At 63.0% G+C, this 16903-nt stretch carries 12 protein-coding genes and 2 pseudogenes; 11 read left to right on the forward strand and 3 right to left on the reverse strand.

Translation table 11 applies throughout. The features are described 5' to 3' along the window. Window positions 1–956: 956 nt before the first annotated feature. The 6 genes and pseudogenes from E2H86_RS26760 to E2H86_RS08370 all read left to right on the forward strand — a co-directional run. Window positions 957–1922: pseudogene (locus tag E2H86_RS26760) on the forward strand (PDC sensor domain-containing protein); the annotation flags it as partial. 102 nt (window positions 1923–2024) lie between these two features. Continuing rightward, on the forward strand, window positions 2025–2780 hold the full coding sequence (locus E2H86_RS26765; protein WP_439958281.1) for a methyl-accepting chemotaxis protein: 756 nt from the start codon (window positions 2025–2027) through the stop codon (window positions 2778–2780). An 84-nt stretch (window positions 2781–2864) separates the two neighbouring features. After that, window positions 2865–3881 (forward strand): ABC transporter substrate-binding protein, encoded by a 1017-nt coding sequence (locus E2H86_RS08355; protein ID WP_133326600.1) that lies wholly within the window; start codon window positions 2865–2867, stop codon window positions 3879–3881. Between the two features lie 77 nt (window positions 3882–3958). Then, window positions 3959–4570 (forward strand): cell wall hydrolase, encoded by a 612-nt coding sequence (locus E2H86_RS08360; RefSeq protein ID WP_133326602.1) that lies wholly within the window; start codon window positions 3959–3961, stop codon window positions 4568–4570. 244 nt (window positions 4571–4814) lie between these two features. Continuing rightward, window positions 4815–5666, forward strand: a complete 852-nt coding sequence (locus E2H86_RS08365) for a CAP domain-containing protein (RefSeq protein ID WP_133326604.1) — start codon at window positions 4815–4817, stop codon at window positions 5664–5666. Window positions 5667–5726: 60 nt separating this feature from the next. Further along, the gene (locus E2H86_RS08370) at window positions 5727–6338 is read left to right on the forward strand and encodes a LysE family translocator (RefSeq protein WP_133326606.1); all 612 of its coding nucleotides are present in this window, start codon (window positions 5727–5729) and stop codon (window positions 6336–6338) included. A gap of 64 nt (window positions 6339–6402) precedes the next feature. Here the strand turns inward: E2H86_RS08370 and E2H86_RS08375 are convergent. After that, window positions 6403–6654, reverse strand: a pseudogene (locus E2H86_RS08375) (LysR family transcriptional regulator); the annotation flags it as partial. 102 nt (window positions 6655–6756) lie between these two features. Here E2H86_RS08375 and E2H86_RS08380 point away from each other — a divergent pair. From E2H86_RS08380 to E2H86_RS08400, 5 genes are all read left to right on the forward strand, one after another. Next, entirely contained in the window at window positions 6757–6954 is a 198-nt protein-coding gene (locus E2H86_RS08380) for a hypothetical protein (RefSeq protein WP_133326608.1), read from the forward strand. Between the two features lie 16 nt (window positions 6955–6970). Beyond that, complete coding sequence (locus E2H86_RS08385; RefSeq protein WP_133326610.1) at window positions 6971–9175, forward strand: TonB-dependent receptor; 2205 nt, start codon at window positions 6971–6973, stop codon at window positions 9173–9175. 242 nt (window positions 9176–9417) lie between these two features. Beyond that, window positions 9418–11835: a glucose/quinate/shikimate family membrane-bound PQQ-dependent dehydrogenase gene (locus tag E2H86_RS08390; protein WP_133326612.1), complete on the forward strand. Its 2418-nt coding sequence runs from the start codon at window positions 9418–9420 to the stop codon at window positions 11833–11835. A 136-nt stretch (window positions 11836–11971) separates the two neighbouring features. Further along, window positions 11972–13240 carry a carbohydrate porin gene (locus tag E2H86_RS08395; RefSeq protein ID WP_133326614.1) on the forward strand — a complete coding sequence of 423 codons (1269 nt, stop codon included), beginning with the start codon at window positions 11972–11974 and terminating at the stop codon, window positions 13238–13240. A gap of 123 nt (window positions 13241–13363) precedes the next feature. Next, the gene (locus tag E2H86_RS08400) at window positions 13364–13930 is read left to right on the forward strand and encodes a hypothetical protein (RefSeq protein WP_133326616.1); all 567 of its coding nucleotides are present in this window, start codon (window positions 13364–13366) and stop codon (window positions 13928–13930) included. Between the two features lie 49 nt (window positions 13931–13979). Here E2H86_RS08400 and E2H86_RS08405 read toward each other — a convergent pair whose 3' ends face one another. Together E2H86_RS08405 and catA are read right to left on the reverse strand one after the other, a co-directional pair. Beyond that, complete coding sequence (locus tag E2H86_RS08405) at window positions 13980–15659, reverse strand: MFS transporter (protein WP_133326618.1); 1680 nt, start codon at window positions 15657–15659, stop codon at window positions 13980–13982. A gap of 264 nt (window positions 15660–15923) precedes the next feature. Then, a complete protein-coding gene (gene catA, locus E2H86_RS08410) occupies window positions 15924–16859 on the reverse strand; it encodes a catechol 1,2-dioxygenase (RefSeq protein WP_133326620.1) in 936 nt (311 codons plus the stop codon). Between the last annotated feature and the right edge of the window lie 44 nt (window positions 16860–16903).

Raw genomic sequence — 16903 nt, forward strand, 5'->3', positions numbered from 1 at the left:
CTTCGGCTTACGCCGAAGGGTGCTGCGCACCTGGCCCTACAGACGCCTACGCTCGGCCTCCTGACGTCGCAAAGTTAGCGGCGGCGCCGCCACTGGCGTTATCTTCGAAAGGCAGACCGCGAGATCCGCAACAACACAAAACGATAGGTAAAGGAAAAAGCGAGAGCGCAGCGATTCGCCCGCCGTTGCCCTGGCTTTTGATCTTGCTTTTGATCTTGCTCTTGCTTTTGATCTACCCGCGACCTCAGGAGGCCGAGTGGAGGTGGCTGGAGGGCCAGGTGCGCAGCACCCTCCGGCGTAGCCGGAGGCGCGAGATGTAGACTTGCGCAGCAAGTCGTAGGCCGCGCGGGCCCGCAAGCCGCCGGAGCGAGGGGACCCCGAAGCGCAGCGTAGGGGCCGTATGGGGGAGCAAGCGGTTTTGTGCAACTTTTTCCAAGAAAAAAGTTGCCCACCGTAAAGGCGGAAGGGGCCAGTAGCGCCGCTACACAAAATGGATCTTCCCCCAGTCTCAATGCCAAACCAGCCAGCCCCCCCGGCCAATCCGGGAACAACCAAATCAAGCTCCCGCCTCAATAAAGTCGGCGTCAACTCTGCCGATACAAAGCCAGCCACACTTCATCTACAAGGGTCACTTCATGCCTCTGCGTCAACTCTCCATCCAGTGGAAGATCACGCTGCTCGCCGGCCTCTGCCTGGCCGGTATCGTCAGTCTGCTCGTCGGCCTTTCGCTTTACCGCATGGATCACAGCTCCGAGCTGGTCAAGGCAAGCAGCTCGCAGATGCTCGCCGAAGCGGCCCAGGCACGGATCGAATCGCAAGGCGAAGTGCAGGCTTTGAACATCCGTCGGCAATTCATGGATGCCTATCAATATGGCGCCGGTTTTGCCCGGCAGGTGCTATTCCTGCGCGAACAGGCGGAAAAGCGCTTCATCGATGCCTTCGACCTGCGCGAGGACATGACCCGCCAGGTCCACGCCGCCCTCCAGGCCAACCCCGAACTGCTCGGCCTGTCGTTGGTGTTCGAGCGCAACGCCCTGGACAACAAGGACAGCCTGTTCGTCAACCAGGAGGCTCTGGGCAGCAACGAGACCGGCCGTTTCGCCCTGTACTGGTCGCAGCCGCAGGCCGGTAAACTGACCTCGATGGCCCTGCCTGAACATGACATGGCCAATACCGAAGTCGGCGCAGCGGGCCAGCCGGCCAATGCCTGGTGGACCTGCCCACGGGAAACCGCCAAAGTCTGCCTGATCGAACCTTACTTCTATGACATCGAAGGCCAGCGTGTGCTGATGACCAGCATCGCCTTCCCGCTGCAGGTCGACGGCAAGGTCATCGCCACCCTGTCGGTGGATATCAACCTCAATAGCCTGCAGGCAGTGAGCCAGGAGGCCAGCCGCAGCCTTTACCAAGGCCGCACCACTGTCGGCATTCTCAGCCCGGCAGGCCTGCTCGCCGGCTACAGCGCCGATGCGAGCAAGCTGGCCCAGCGATTCGACCAGGTCGACCCACGCCAGGGCGCCGAGCTGATCGGCAAGCTGGCCAATGGAAAAATGACCATTGCCCATGACCAGCAACGCCTCAAGGTGCTGGCTGCTTTCGCGCCGATTCCCGGCAGCCGCCCGTGGGGCGTCATTCTGGATGTGCCGGAAGAGGCCCTGACCGGGCCTGCCGATAGCCTCAAGCGAGAACTCGATGGACTCAACACCCGCGGCACACTGCTGGAACTGTGCCTGGGCCTGGCCGCAGCGGTGGCCGGACTGCTGCTGATCTGGCTGATGGCCCGCAGTGTGACACGACCGATCCTCGGCGTGGCTGCCATGCTCGAAGACATCGCCAGTGGCGAAGGCGACCTCACCCGCCGCCTCCATTACAACAAGCAGGACGAACTGGGCAAGCTGGCCAGTTGGTTCAACCGCTTCCTCGACAAGCTGCAACCGATCATCGCCGAGGTCAAGCGCTCGGTGCAGGATGCCCGGGGCACCGCCGACCGCTCCTCGGCCATCGCCACCGAGACCAGTGCAGGCATGGAGCAGCAGTATCGCCAGGTCGATCAGGTGGCCACCGCGTCCAATGAAATGAGCGCCACTGCGCAAGATGTCGCCCGCAGCGCAGCGCAAGCCGCACAGGCGGCCCGTGACGCTGACCAGGCAACCCGTGAGGGCCTGGCGGTAATCGAGCACACCACTCGCAGTATCGACACCCTGGCCGCCGAGATGGCCAATGCCATGACCGAGGTCGAGGGTTTGGCGCAGAACAGCGAGCGCATCGGCTCGGTGCTCGAGGTAATCCGCTCGATCGCCGAGCAGACCAACCTGCTAGCCCTCAACGCGGCCATCGAGGCTGCCCGGGCCGGGGAAGCCGGGCGCGGCTTCGCCGTGGTGGCCGACGAAGTCCGTAACCTCGCACGTCGTACCCAGGAGTCGGTGGAAGAAACCCGCCAAGTCATCGAAACCCTGCAAAACGGTACCCGTGAGGTGGTCGGGGCGATGGACAACAGTCATCGTCAGGCCCAGGGCGGTGTCGAACAGGTTTGCCAGGCAGTGACTGCGCTCGAACGTATCGGCCAGGCAGTGACGGTGATCACCGACATGAACCTGCAGATCGCCTCGGCCGCCGAGGAGCAGAGCGCGGTGGCCGAGGAAATCAACAGCAACGTCGCGACCATCCGCGATGTCACCGAGTCGCTGTCGGGGCAGGCGAATGAATCGGCCCGCGTCAGCCAGTCGTTGAACAGCCTGGCCAATCAGCAGCAAGCGCTGATGGACCAGTTCCGCGTCTGACCGCGTCGGCGGGGCCTGAACGGCCCCGCACGCCTCGTCGTCTACACTTGGCGAACCGCAAGTATCTGCCATCGACGAGGGCTCATGAACAGAATGTCCACCCTAGTGGCTGGTTTGCTGCTGGCCATCGGCCTGGCCAGCAGCGAATCCGCCGCCTCGAAAGACCAACGCGCCCCCATTCACTTCGGCGCCATCACTTGGGAAAGTGGCGCCTTCACCACCGAAGTCCTGCGCCTGATCGCCGAGCACGGTTACGGCTACCCGACCGACACCCTGCCCGGCAGCACCGTGAGCATGGAAGTCGCCCTGGCCCGCAACGACCTGCAGGTCATCGCCGAGGAATGGGCCGGACGCAGCCCTGCCTGGATCAAGGCCGAAAAGGAGGGAGAGGTGTTCGCCTTGGGCGACACGGTGAAGAACGCCGAGGAAGGTTGGTGGGTACCCGCCTATGTGATCAAAGGAGACCCCAAGCGTGACCTTGCGCCCCTGGCGCCAGACCTGCGCAGCGTCTATGACCTCAAGCGCTATCCCCAAGTGTTCCGCGATCCTGAGAGCCCCGACAAAGGCCGTTTTCTCAACAGCCCCAGCGGCTGGACCTCGGAAACGGTGAATAGCCAGAAACTGAAGGCCTACGGTCTCGATGACCTGTACAGCAATTTCCGCACCGGCTCCGGTGCTGCGCTGGATGCCGAGATCGCTTCGGCCATCCGCCGCGGCCAACCGGTACTGTTCTATTACTGGAGCCCCGCGCCTCTGATCGGCCGCTACGACCTGGTGCGCCTGACAGAACCTGCCTATGACGCCGACGCCTGGTCTACGCTGATGGATCCGCGCAACCCCAAACCGCGCGGTAGCCAATCCTTGCCGGCGAAGCTGTCGATTGGCGTGTCGAAGGCGTTTCGCGATGACTACCCCGATCTGGTCGCAGTCTTCGAGAAGGTCGACCTGCCCATCGACCGCCTGAACAAAGCCCTGGCACAGATGAGCGAAACCCGCCAGCCCCCCCGAGAAGCCGCGATCGAGTTCCTGCGTGCCAACCCGGACGTCTGGAAACCGTGGCTACCGGCCGAGCGTGCGGCCAAAGTCGAGGCTGGGTTGTAAGAGGCCATTGCCCCCTCAGGCCAGTTCGATTCCGTTTGGCTAGACTGTGAGTCAGCCCACAGTTCGAGTATTCGTCCATGCGCCCGACGGGAATGCTGATCGGTTTGACCGCAGCCTTGCTGGCTGCCTCTTTGTCCGCTGCAGAGGCAAACAAAGCGGCCGTCGCCGAAGACAAGGCCCAGGCGCTCGAAGAAAAGGTGGTGGAGGATGCCTCGCCCCCCAGATCGGACGAAAAGCTCACCTCGGGCGAAGTACGCGCGGTGGACCCGGCCGGGCAATCGCCGATGGATGATAGTATCACCTGCCTGGCCCGCACCCTCTATTGGGAAGCCAAGGGCGCCGACGACAAGGACATGCGTGGCGTCGCCAGCGTAGTGCTCAATCGCCTGGGTCATGAAGGCTTTCCCGACACCATCTGCGGCGTGGTCAAACAGGGCGTCGAACATCGCGCTTGCCAGTTTTCCTGGTGGTGCGACGGACGCCCCGACCAGGTCGAAGAGCCGCAGCGCTATGACATCGCCAAGGAGATCGCACGCAAGGCGCTCAACCAACAGCTCCAGGACTCCACCGGTGGCGCGCTGTACTTCCACGACCGCCAGGTCCACCCGGACTGGGCCAAGGTCTATCGCAAGACAGCCGAGACCCGCCACTTCATCTTCTACAAACCCAACCAGGCCCTGGCCCGCTGAACCCAGGCGCAAGGAACGGCCAGCGCCCGCTACGGTCGATGGTTGAAGGCAACACGCCAGATGGCAACAAGAACGATTCATGCTTGATCGCACTTTTCCCTACCAGGGAGGTCTATCCATGCTTTTGCCGCCAACACCCTTTGCCGGCTTTTTTTCGCTTTGCACATGACCGGGGCCAAAAGCGCCAGGCTTGTGTAGGATGAGCAGCGCAAACCACGACGCTGCCAGTCATAGGGAGATCCACATGCGCGTCCTGTCATCCGTTGCTGCCTTGTCGGCAGGGCTGGTCATCTCGACCTCGGCCCTGGCCGTAACCGGCGAAGAGGCGCAACTGATCGATTCGATCAACGTCTACCGCAGCCAGGCCCAACCCTGCGGCGACGGCGCGTCGCTGGAACTGCCCCCGCTCAACAGCGACACGCGGCTGGCCCTGTCGCCGGAAGGCACCCGCGACCTGCAGCAGGCCATGACCCGAGCGGCCTATCCGATGGTCAATGTCCAGGCGATCAGCCTGTCGGGTCCCCGCGACGCACGGGCGGCCATGCATGCCATCGAAGAAAGCTTCTGCCAAGTCGTCCTGGACCCGCAATTCGTCGACATCGGCGTCAGCCAGGAAGGTCGCGACTGGCGTATCGTGCTGGCCCGCCCTTTGCTCAGCGGACGCCTGGGAGACTGGCAGGCCGAAGGACAGAAACTGTTGCAAGAGGTCAACGCCGCACGCAAGGCTCCCCGCCAGTGCGGTGGGCAGCCGTTCGCTGCGGCACCAGCCCTCAGTTGGAACACCACGCTGGCCGGTGTCGCAGCCAGCCATACCCGAGCCATGGCCAACCAGAATTTCTTCGACCATATCGACCGCGACAATCGCACCCCGGGGGATCGTGCCGAGCTGGCAGGCTACCTGTACCAGCAGATCGGCGAGAACATCGCCGCGGGACGCGACAGCGCGCGCAAGGTCGTCGATGGCTGGCTGGCCAGCCCGGGCCACTGCGCCACGCTCATGAACCCGGACTTCCGAGAAATGGGTGCCGCCTACGCAACCGACCCCAAGAGCGACGCAGGCATCTATTGGACGGGTCTGTTCGGAACCCCGCAATGATCACCCCGGGCCGACGCCCGGCCGCACTGGCCGCTACATGACTGCACAAGGCTGACCCGCATGGCGCTCGACACCTGGTTCATCTACTTGCTTGCCAGCATTGGCTTGTCTCTCACTCCAGGCCCCAACAGCTTGCTCGCCTTGACCCACGGCGCCATCTACGGCGACCGACGCACGCTGTTCACCATCGCCGGTGGCGTCATTGGCTTCAGTGCGCTGATCGCCCTGGCGATGTTCGGCCTGACCGCCTTGCTGCAAACCAGTGCCTCGCTGCTGACCGTCCTGAAATGGGTGGGCGGGGCCTACCTGGTGTGGCTTGGCATTCAGCTGTGGCGCAGCCCTGCGCTGCATCTGCAAAGCACCGCGCAGACGCCGAGGTTGAGCAACGCCGGTTTACTGCGCCATGGCTTGCTGTCAGCCATGGCCAACCCCAAGGTGCTGCTGTTCTATGGCGCCTTCCTACCGCAATTCATCGATCCGCAGCGTGACCTGCTGCTGCAGTTCGTGGTGATGGCTGCGACCCTTGCAGGGGTGGAGTGTGTGGTCGAGTATCTGTTGGCGCGCATGGCGTTTCGCATCCGCCCCTGGCTGGCCCGGGGCGGAAAGCGCTTCAACCGCTGCTGCGGCAGCTTGTTCGCACTCATCGGCGTGGCGTTGCCACTGGGACGCTGAGCCTGTCAGACGCATCGGCCAAACACCAGGAAGACCAGCAATGCCAGGGCTGGCAAGCCGGCGCCGGTTCCTCGCCACGGTCGGCGACACTGGCATCGGCCGCCTCCAGCGCTTCGAAGATCTCCCGCGCCCGGGTGTAGTAGCGCAGCCCCGCCTCGGTCAGGCTGACCTGGCGTGTGGAGCGGTTGAACAAGGTGGTACCCAGCTCCGCTTCCAAGGCATCGACCAGGCACGTCACCGAGGAGGTCGCCACGGCCATTTTGCGCGCGGCGGCGGAAAACCCCTGAGTTTCGACGGTGGCCATGAACATCTTCATCGCCAAGAATTGTCCATAAGTGTCTCGGCATCCAAATCAGAGAACGGTCCTACAAACAGCGTGGACGGTCAAGAAGCGCGACATTGAGGCAATACGTCCATAGTGGAGTACCACCTCTACCGCGAGTTTCCCCATGACACCTACCAAACTGCCGATGCCCCTACCCACTCCAACCGTCTGGCTGGCCGTGTCCTACCGCGGCGACGCGCCCGCCCCTTCCGCCTGACCCCAAAACCCACCGACCTTCCTTTCAATGCCTGCCTGGCCTACCAGGCAGTGGTAGTGCGCTCGTGCGCCTGAAATCTGGACATCCGCTATGCACCTCACGATCCCCGACCGCCGTCTTCGTCATGTCTTCACCGCCTCCGCGCTCGGCCTGGGCTCCACCTCGACATGGGCCGACAGCCTCTTCGAGCCACCCACTACGCTCGAAGTGGCGGCCACCGAAATCATTGCACCGGCACCCGGGCTACGTACCGAATTCTCGGCTTCGCACAAGCTTCCCGCCCCGTTGTTCGACACCCCGCAGACCATCACCGTGGTACCCGCGCCACTGATCGCCAACCAGCAGGCACTGGGCTTACGCCAGGTGCTGAGCAATGTCTCGGGCATCACGTTCAATGCCGGCGAAGGTGGCGGCGGCTCCGGTGACAGTATCAGCATCCGCGGCTTCTCGGCCGACAGCAATCTGTTGCTCGACGGCTTGCGCGATACTGCCCAGACCACCCGATCGGATACCTTCAACACCGAGCAGGTCGAAGTCATCAAGGGGCCCAACTCGGTGTTCGCCGGGGCCGGTACCACCGGCGGCAGCATCAATGTCATCAGCAAGGAGCCCGCACAGCGCGCGTTCACCCAGCTGAGCACAGGATTGGGTAGCGACCACTACCAGCGCCTGACCCTGGACACCAACCAGCCGTTGCAGAACATCGGCGACAACAGCGCTGTTCGCTTGAACCTGATGCAGCACAAGAACCAGGTGCCTGGCCGGGACAGCATCAGACGCGAGCGCTGGGGCGTGGCCCCCAGTCTGAGCCTGGGCCTGAATGAAAGTACCCGGCTAACACTCAGCGCATCCCATCAGGTCGACGACAACCTCCCCGATTACGGCGTGCCAGCGCTCGATGGCCGGCGCCTGACAGGTGTTGAGCGCGACGCGTATTTCGGCTTGCAAGGTCTGGACAAGGAAGAGGTCGAGCACAGCCTCTTCACCCTCAAGCTGGAGCACGATTTCAATGATGAAGTACGCCTGCTGCACATGAATCGTTATAGCCGCCTCGAGCGCGATACCGTGGTCTCCGCCGCCCAGGTCGAAACCCGTGGGCTGCCCGCTGGGCGCTATCGCCCGGCGGGGCCACAGGGTTACGGCCGCGACGCCACCACCGAACTGTGGATGAACCAGAGCAGCCTGATCGGCAACGCCCGCTGGCTGAACATGACCCACGACTGGGTCGCGGGGGTGGAGCTGTCCCGCGAAACACTGGATCTCGAAACCTACAACCATGGCCTTGATAAAACGAGCTACCCCGCCAACGGCTATGCCCTCGGCAACCCACCGGGCCACTGGTCCGGCCACCTCGCTCGGACGACCACGCGCTACAACGAAAACACCCTGGACGCCTATGCGTTATATGTGTTCGACACCATTGCCCTGGACGAGCGCTGGGACCTGCACCTGGGCCTGCGCCAGGACCACCTCGTCGGCAAGACCGCTGCCTATTCCCCGGCACATGCCCGCACCTCGGCATTCAAAACCAGCGATAGCGTGCTCAGCAGCCGCGCCGGGCTGATCTACAAGCCCAACGAGATCGGCCGCATCTACGTCTCCTGGGGCAACTCCTTCGACCCGACCGTGGAAAGCCTCACAGGCAACGGACGAGGCCTGGATGGCGACACCCAAGTGCTCTCACCCGAGCGCTCCCAAGCCTGGGAGCTTGGTAGCAAGTGGGCGTTGCTGGAGCACGCGCTGGAGCTCGATGCCGCGTTATTCCACATCGTCAAGCACAACGCCCGCGAAACACTGTCAGATGGCTCGACACAACTTTCTGGCAAGCAGCGGGTGCAAGGCTTGGAGGTGGGTCTGACCGGTCGCCTGAGCCCGCAGTGGAATGTGTTCGCCAATTTCACCTTCCTCGACAGTCAGGTCCTCGCAGCCGCTCCGGGCAATGCCAGCTCGGCGCGAAAAGGACAAGCGCTGGCCAACACGCCACCGCGCTCGCTGAACCTGTGGACCACCTATGAACTGAACGACGCCTGGACGCTGGGCTACGGCGCCCACCATGTCAGCCGGCGCAATGTCACCTCCAGTACCAACGCCAAGCTCGACGCCTTCTGGCTGCACAACGCGATGCTGAACTATCGGGTCGAGGAACGATTCGACATCCAGTTGAACGTCAACAACCTTTTCAACAAGACCTATGTCGAGCGGGTCCGCCAACGCAGCGGCTCTACAGCACGCTCCTCGGCCATCGAGTACGGGGATGCCCGCGCAGCCGTCGTAACCGCCAGCTATCACTTCTGAACGATCCGGGCCTGCCTTCGCATGGCAGGCCCGGCGTTGGATGAATGCGTGAAGATCAAGTCATTTCGATTTGTGCCGTTTCAGCGTCCTACGTGCATTTTTCGCCGCTTGTTCTAGAATTTTCAGCACATTGACGCAAGTTCACGCCTGCGACAATCAGCCCCACAAGACAATGTACTAACTTGTTAATTAGCTTGCTAAGGGCTTAAACTGCGCCGATTCCACCTGCTGAGATCTCTGGCATGAACGAAACACCGCGCGCCTCTGGCGCCTCCACTTTCATCCTGGCCGGCCTGGGCGTGATCATCGCCCTGCTTGGCCTCCTTCTCGCGGCTGGCGGCATCAAGCTCGCTGGCCTCGGCGGCTCCTGGTACTTCTTGATCGGCGGACTGGTCATGGCCGTTGCCGGGGTCCTGATCGCCCGACGCAAGCCTGCCGGAGCCTGGCTGTACGCCGCGTTCCTGCTGGGCACGGCGATCTGGGCGGTGATCGACGCCGGCCTGGTATTCTGGCCGCTGTTCTCTCGCCTGTTCATGTTCGCCGCGATCGGCATGGTCGTGGCGTTGGTCTACCCCATGCTGGCCCGTGCCAGCGGTGCTAGCGCCGGGCGTGGCGCCTATGGTCTGGCCGGCGTGTTGGCCGTGGTGCTGGCGATCGCCGTCGGCAACATGTTCGTCGCGCACCCAAGCGTTGCACCTAACGGCAAAGGCCCGGGCATCACCCCGGTCGAAGCTGGCAAGGAGCAGAAGGACTGGGCCCACTACGGCAACACCGAAGGTGGCAGCCGCTTCGCCGCGCTGGACCAGATCAACCGCGACAACGTCGACAAGCTCAAGGTGGCCTGGACCTACCACACCGGTGACGTCGCCATCAGCGACGGCAACGGTGCCGAAGACCAGTTGACCCCGCTGCAGGTCGGCGACAAGGTGTTCATCTGCACTCCGCACAACAACCTCATCGCACTCGACGCCGACACTGGCAAAGAGCTGTGGAAAAATGAGATCAACGCCCAGTCCAAGGTCTGGCAACGCTGCCGCGGCATGGCCTACTTCGACGCCACCGCCGCGATCGCTCAGCCGACCCAGCCGAACAGCTCGCCGATCACCAGCGTCAGCGTCCCGGCCGGTGCCAACTGCCAGCGTCGCCTGCTGACCAACACCATCGACGGTCGCCTGATCGCCGTGGATGCGGACAGCGGTGAGTTCTGCCAGGGCTTCGGCAACAACGGCCAGGTCGACCTGAAGGCGGGCCTGGGTGACGTACCGGACTCTTACTACCAACTGTCCTCCGCGCCACTCATGGCCGGCACTACGGTAGTGGTCGGCGGTCGTGTTGCCGACAACGTCCAGACCGACATGCCAGGCGGCGTGATCCGCGGCTTCGACGTGATCACCGGGGCCATGAAGTGGGCCTTCGACCCAGGCAATCCAGAAGACCGCAAGGCGCCCGCGGACGGTAGCACCTACGTGCGCAGCACGCCGAACAGCTGGGCACCGATGTCCTACGACCCAGACATGAATACCGTCTTCCTGCCGATGGGCTCCTCGTCCACCGACATCTACGGTGTCGAACGTAGCAAGCTCGACCACACCTACGGTGCGTCGGTACTGGCGCTGGACGCCACCACCGGCAACCAGAAGTGGGTGTTCCAGACCGTGCACAACGACCTCTGGGACTTCGACCTGCCAATGCAGCCGAGCTTGATCGACTTCACCAAGGATGACGGTAAAACCGTCCCTGCAGTAGTGATCGGCACCAAGGCCGGGCAGATCTACGTGCTCGACCGGGCCACCGGCAAGCCGCTGACCCAGGTGGACGAAGTACCGGTCAAGCCGAGCAACATTCCTAACGAGCCCTACTCCCCGACCCAACCGAAATCGGTGGGCATGCCGCAAATCGGCGCGCAGACCCTGACCGAGTCGGACATGTGGGGCGCTACCCCATACGACCAACTGCTGTGCCGCATCGACTTCAAGAAGATGCGCTACGACGGCCTGTACACTGCACCGGGCACCGACTTGTCGCTGAGCTTCCCAGGCTCGCTGGGCGGCATGAACTGGGGCAGCATCTCAACCGATCCGGTGCATGGTTTCATCTTCGTCAATGACATGCGCCTGGGCCTGTGGATCCAGATGATTCCGTCGCAGAACCAGGGCAAAACCTCTTCCGGCGGTGAAGCGCTGAACACCGGCATGGGTGCCGTGCCGCTCAAGGGTACCCCTTATGCGGTGAACAAGAACCGCTTCCTGTCGGTCGCAGGCATCCCTTGCCAGGCACCGCCTTTCGGCACCCTGAGCGCGATCGACATGAAGACCCGTCAGGTGGCCTGGCAGGTTCCGGTCGGTACGGTCGAGGACACCGGCCCCCTGGGTATCCGCATGCACCTGCCCATCAAGATCGGCTTGCCAACGCTGGGCGGTACCCTGTCCACCCAAGGCGGCCTGGTGTTCATCGCCGGCACCCAGGACTTCTACCTGCGCGCCTACGACAGCAGCAACGGTAACGAAATCTGGAAGGCCCGCCTGCCGGTCGGTAGCCAAGGTGGCCCGATGACCTACGTCTCGCCCAAGACCGGCAAGCAATACGTGGTGGTCACCGCCGGTGGTGCTCGCCAGTCGACCGATCGTGGCGACTACGTGATCTCTTACGCACTGCCATAACACTTCGTCGCAACCTTCACGGCGTTCGTCGCCACGGCAAACCCGCTCTACAGGTCACAGTGATCCCTGTAGAGCGGGTTTCTCGTGACGATGAACCGCCGCGAGCGGGCCCTGAGAAACACTACGAGACACAGCAATGCCATCCGCTATTCGCATCACTCCTACCCTGTTGCTGGCCCTGGCCAGCACTTCTGCCCTGGCCGAGGGCGACCTGCTCTCGCGCAGTACGATGACCGGCGACTGGGGCGGCCTGCGCCACCAGCTCGAAGATGAAGGCATCAAGTTCACCGGCGACTACAGCGGTGAAACCGCCTATAACGCCCACGGCGGTCTGCATCGCTCGGCGCGCTATTCGCAGAACGTCAAGCTGGGCGTACAGTTCGACCTGTCGAAACTGTATGGTCTGGAAAACGGCGGCAAGGCCCAGCTGACCATCAACGACCGGCGCGGCAACAGCGCCTCCGAAGACCTGGTCGGCAACCGCCTGCCGATTCAGGAGAACTTCGGCGGCCTGTACACGCGCCTGACCGAACTGAGCTACGAGCGCACCCTGTTCACCCCGGCACTCAACGTCAAGCTTGGCTACATGGCCATGGGCAACGACGTCGGCGGGCTGGACAGCGGCATCCTGTGCAACTTCATGAACGCCGGTTTCTGTGGACACCCGCTGAACATGTCCGGTGGCAGCGGCTGGGCAAACTACCCCAACGCCCATCTGGGCGTGCGGGTGAAATACGATCTGTCACCCGCGTGGCAACTTCGCGTGGCGGCGTTCAACGTCGACCCTGAAAGCAATGGTAACTCCAGCCGTGCCTGGCACCTGGGTCCCAAGCACACCACCGGTACCGTGGTGCCCGTGGAGCTGGTGTACAAGCTGCAGGGCGAGCTGCCGGGTGAGTACAAGCTGGGCTATTACTACGACAGCTCAGACGTCAAGCGCATCGGCAGCGACAAGGAAGTGTCCGGACGTGGCGGCCACTACCTGTTGATCGATCAGGCCGTGTGGAACGATGAAAACTCTGCAGGCCGCAGTCTGCATGCCTTCGGTCAATATTCGGCATCGAGCAAGGCGGCTTCGCCGTTCACCAAGTGGTATGGCGCCGGCGTCGTGCTGTACAAGCCGTTCGCAGGTCGTCCGCGCGATACCGTGGCCCTGGGCTATGGCCGTGCGGTGCCCAATCCACGCAGCCGCGACGTGCTCGAGGACGCCGCTCTCAACGCCGGCGAGCAGTTCCCCAACATCGACAATGCCGAACGGTTGATCGAACTGAGCTATGGCTATCAAGCCACCCCGTGGCTGAACCTGCGCCCTGATGTGCAATACATCATCGAGCCGGGCGCCTTCTCGGGCAAAGACATCGACAATGCCCTGGTGTTTGGCCTGCAAGTCAAGGCCACCTTCTGATCCCCCCGCAGCCGAGCCGGTCCGATGGACCAGGCTCGGCGCTTTGAGCGCGGCCTCTGGCAGGGCGCAGTTGGGTTCGCTACATTTGCAGCTGTGACTTGTGCGCCACAACAAGGAAAACAGATGCGCCACGAATTCAGCGAAGTCCTCAACGACCTGGTGGATTATTTCCTGCTCGGCGACATCCAGGTGCTCGAACGCTTCAAGCTCGATCATCACCTGCCCGACGACCTGGCCACTGAATTCACCCGCACCGACAGCGGTGACCGAGCCGTGCGGGAAGGCGTGGTGGTACCACTGGCCGGGGTCGACAACCTGCCCTACCACATCCTCTTCACCCTCGACGGGCACAAGCCTGCGCTGCGGGAACCGGGCAGCCGTTTGAAGCACCACCGCACCGGCTACATCCTGCGCGTCGAACACCGTGCCGTGATGCTCTATACCTGGCGCATCCTGCAGCACTTCACCAACAAGACGCTGGGCGACCTGTTGGCCCGCTACCAGGTGCCGGGGCGGCCGATCATCGAGATCGACAACGGTTGGTACGATGTCGAAGTGCTCGCGGGGGCCGTGGTGCGCGATGGGTTGTACGAGCCGGCGTTCGAGTTCGTGCTGAACAGGCGCACGCATCAGGGCGAGGCAGCCGTGGACACCAGCTATCTGTTCAATTTGCGCGGCTATTTCGATTGAGCCTGCAGACCGGCGCCGAGCAACGACGCCGGTACGCAGCATGACGACTTCACGCGTGATGGATATCCCGGTCCTTGGTTTCCGGCAGGAAGAAAATCCCCAGTACCGCTGTCATCACTGCAATCACGATCGGATACCACAATCCGTAGTAGATATCCCCCGTGGCGGCCACCATGGCGAACGCCACCGTCGGCAAGAACCCGCCGAACCAGCCGTTGCCGATGTGATACGGCAAGGACATGGAGGTGTAGCGAATGCGCGCTGGGAACAGCTCCACCAGCCAGGCGGCGATCGGTCCGTAGACCATGGTGACGTAGATCACCAGCACGGTCAGCAGCAACAACACCATCGGGTAATGGATCTTCGCCGGATCGGCCTTCTCGGGGTAACCGGCTTCCTTCAGCGCCCCGCCGAGGGTGGCGGTGAACGCATCGTTCTGCACCTTGAAGTCGGCGGCTGCCAGCGCGCTGCCATCGAAGCTCGGCAACACACGCTCACCAATGCGGATCTGGGTCAGGCTACCTGGCTCGGCTGCCTCGTTGGTGTAGGGAATGGCGCGCTTGGCCAGCAGGCTCTTGGCGATGTCGCACGAACTGGTGAATTTGGCCTTACCCACCGGGTCGAACTGGAACGCGCACTGGTCAGGATCGGCCACCACCACCACGGGGTTCTGCTCCTGAGCCACGAACACGTCGGGGTTACCGTACTCGGTCAACGCCTTGAAGATCGGGAAGTAGGTGAGCGCAGCGATGATGCAACCGGCCATGATGATCTTCTTGCGCCCGATTCGGTCGGACAGGCTACCGAAGAAGATGAAGAACGGCGTGCCGATCAGCAACGACCCGGCGATCAGAAGGTTGGCCGTCTGTGGATCGATCTTGAGCATCTGCAACAGGAAGAACAGCGCGTAGAACTGCCCCGTGTACCACACCACAGCCTGGCCGGCGGTGCCGCCCAGCAGCGACATGATGACCACCTTGAGGTTGTCCCAGCGAGCGAAGGACTCGGTCAGCGGCGCCTTGGACGCCTTGCCCTCGGCCTTCATTTTCATGAACACCGGCGACTCGTTGAGCTGCATGCGGATGTATACCGAGACCGCCAGCAACAGGATCGACAGCAGGAACGGGATGCGCCAGCCCCAGGCTTCGAAGGCCTCGGTACCCAGTGCCGTGCGGCAGGCGAGGATCACCAGCAAGGACAGGAACAGGCCCAAGGTCGCGGTGGTCTGAATCCAGGCGGTGAAGAAGCCCCGCCGCCCCTTGGGCGCGTGTTCCGCCACGTAGGTCGCAGCGCCGCCGTATTCACCGCCCAACGCCAGGCCTTGCAGCAGACGCAAGGTGATGAGTATCACCGGCGCGGCCACGCCGATGACCGCGTAGCTGGGCAGCAAGCCCACCACTGCCGTGGACAGGCCCATGATGACGATGGTGATGAGAAAGGTGTACTTGCGCCCGATCATGTCGCCGAGCCGGCCGAACACGATGGCCCCGAACGGTCGGACGGCGAAGCCTGCGGCAAAGGCCAGCAAGGCGAAGATGAACGAGGTGGTTTCGTTGACGCCGGCGAAGAAATGCTTGGCGATGATCGCCGCCAGCGAGCCGTAGAGGTAGAAGTCGTACCACTCGAATACCGTGCCCAGGGACGACGCGAAGATGACCTTGCGCTCCTCCTTGGTGATACCGCGTTGGGGCGCGCTACTGCCCGTGGATGCGCTGTCGAGAACCGCCATGGGTTGCCTCCGTCTTGTCATTGTCGCAGGCCGGAGCACCTCACACCCATTTCACCTTCGTACCCAGGCCTCAGGGCTTGCAGCGGATCACCAGGCACAAGATGCCGGGCCTCGGATCACAGCAAGGTATCTGAAGCATAATCGGCTTTGCCGAGATATCCACTGGCCAAAACCCATGGCCTTGATCGCGATGACGCAAAACGAAAAAGCCCAGGCCCTCCCCGCACGGAAAGACCCGGGCCAAACCTTCACGATCCGCTTCGATCAGTTACCCTGCAAGGCCCGTGGCCGGTGACTGCGGGCTTCGGCTTCGGGAGCGTTGGCCGCCTGCAGGTGGAAGTCGAACGCCAGTTCGGCGAAGCGGTCACCTTGCACGCCACGGTCGCGCGCCGCCGCGGCGTCCTCGACGAAGCGCAGGTCGCCGATCAGCCCGTCGCGGGTCGCATAGGCGAAATCGTCCCACAGGTACTGATCACCGGCGAAGTTGATCTGCGTGGTCAGGTGGCGATGCCCCGGTGCGGAAATGAAGAAGTGCACGTGCGCCGGACGCTGGCCGTGACGGCCGAGCAAATCCAGGCATTCCTGGGTCGGACCTTGGGGATCGCAGCCATAGCCTGACGGCACGATCGAGCGGGCGCGGTAGCGGCCCTCGGCATCGGTGACGATGCGCCGGCGCAGGTTGTATTCGGACTGAGTCGAATCGAAGTAGGAATAGGTACCCTGGGTGTTGGCATGCCACAGATCGACGGTGGCTCCGGCCAGCGGCTTGCCTTCGGCGTCGAACACCTGGCCCTGGAGGAACATCACCACACCTGGATCGGTCCCGTCGTCCATGCGCGCCTCGCCCTCGGACAGCGGCGCGCCAGCGACGTACAACGGGCCTTCGATGGTACGTGGAGTGCCACCGGTGAGACCGGCTTCGGCATCCTTGGCGTCCTGCAGCAGGTCGAGGAAGTGCTCGATGCCCAGACCTGCGGCCAGCAGGCCGGCTTCATTACGCCCACCGAGGCGGTTGAGATAGTCGACGGCGTGCCAGAACTCGTCCTCGCTGATCTCCAGGTCTTCGATCATGCGCGCGGTGTCCTGCAGCAGGCGCAGGATGATCTGCTTGACGCGGGGATTACCCTCGGCATGGCCTAGGCCTGCCACTTCTTCGAAGAAGGACTTGATGTCGGCAGTATGGGAAATTTTCACGGTCATGGTGTTTACCTCGAATTGTTCTTGTCAGGTAGTCGCTGGGTCAG

This window comes from Pseudomonas putida (genome assembly GCF_004357765.1).
Taxonomy (GTDB): domain Bacteria; phylum Pseudomonadota; class Gammaproteobacteria; order Pseudomonadales; family Pseudomonadaceae; genus Aquipseudomonas; species Aquipseudomonas putida_U.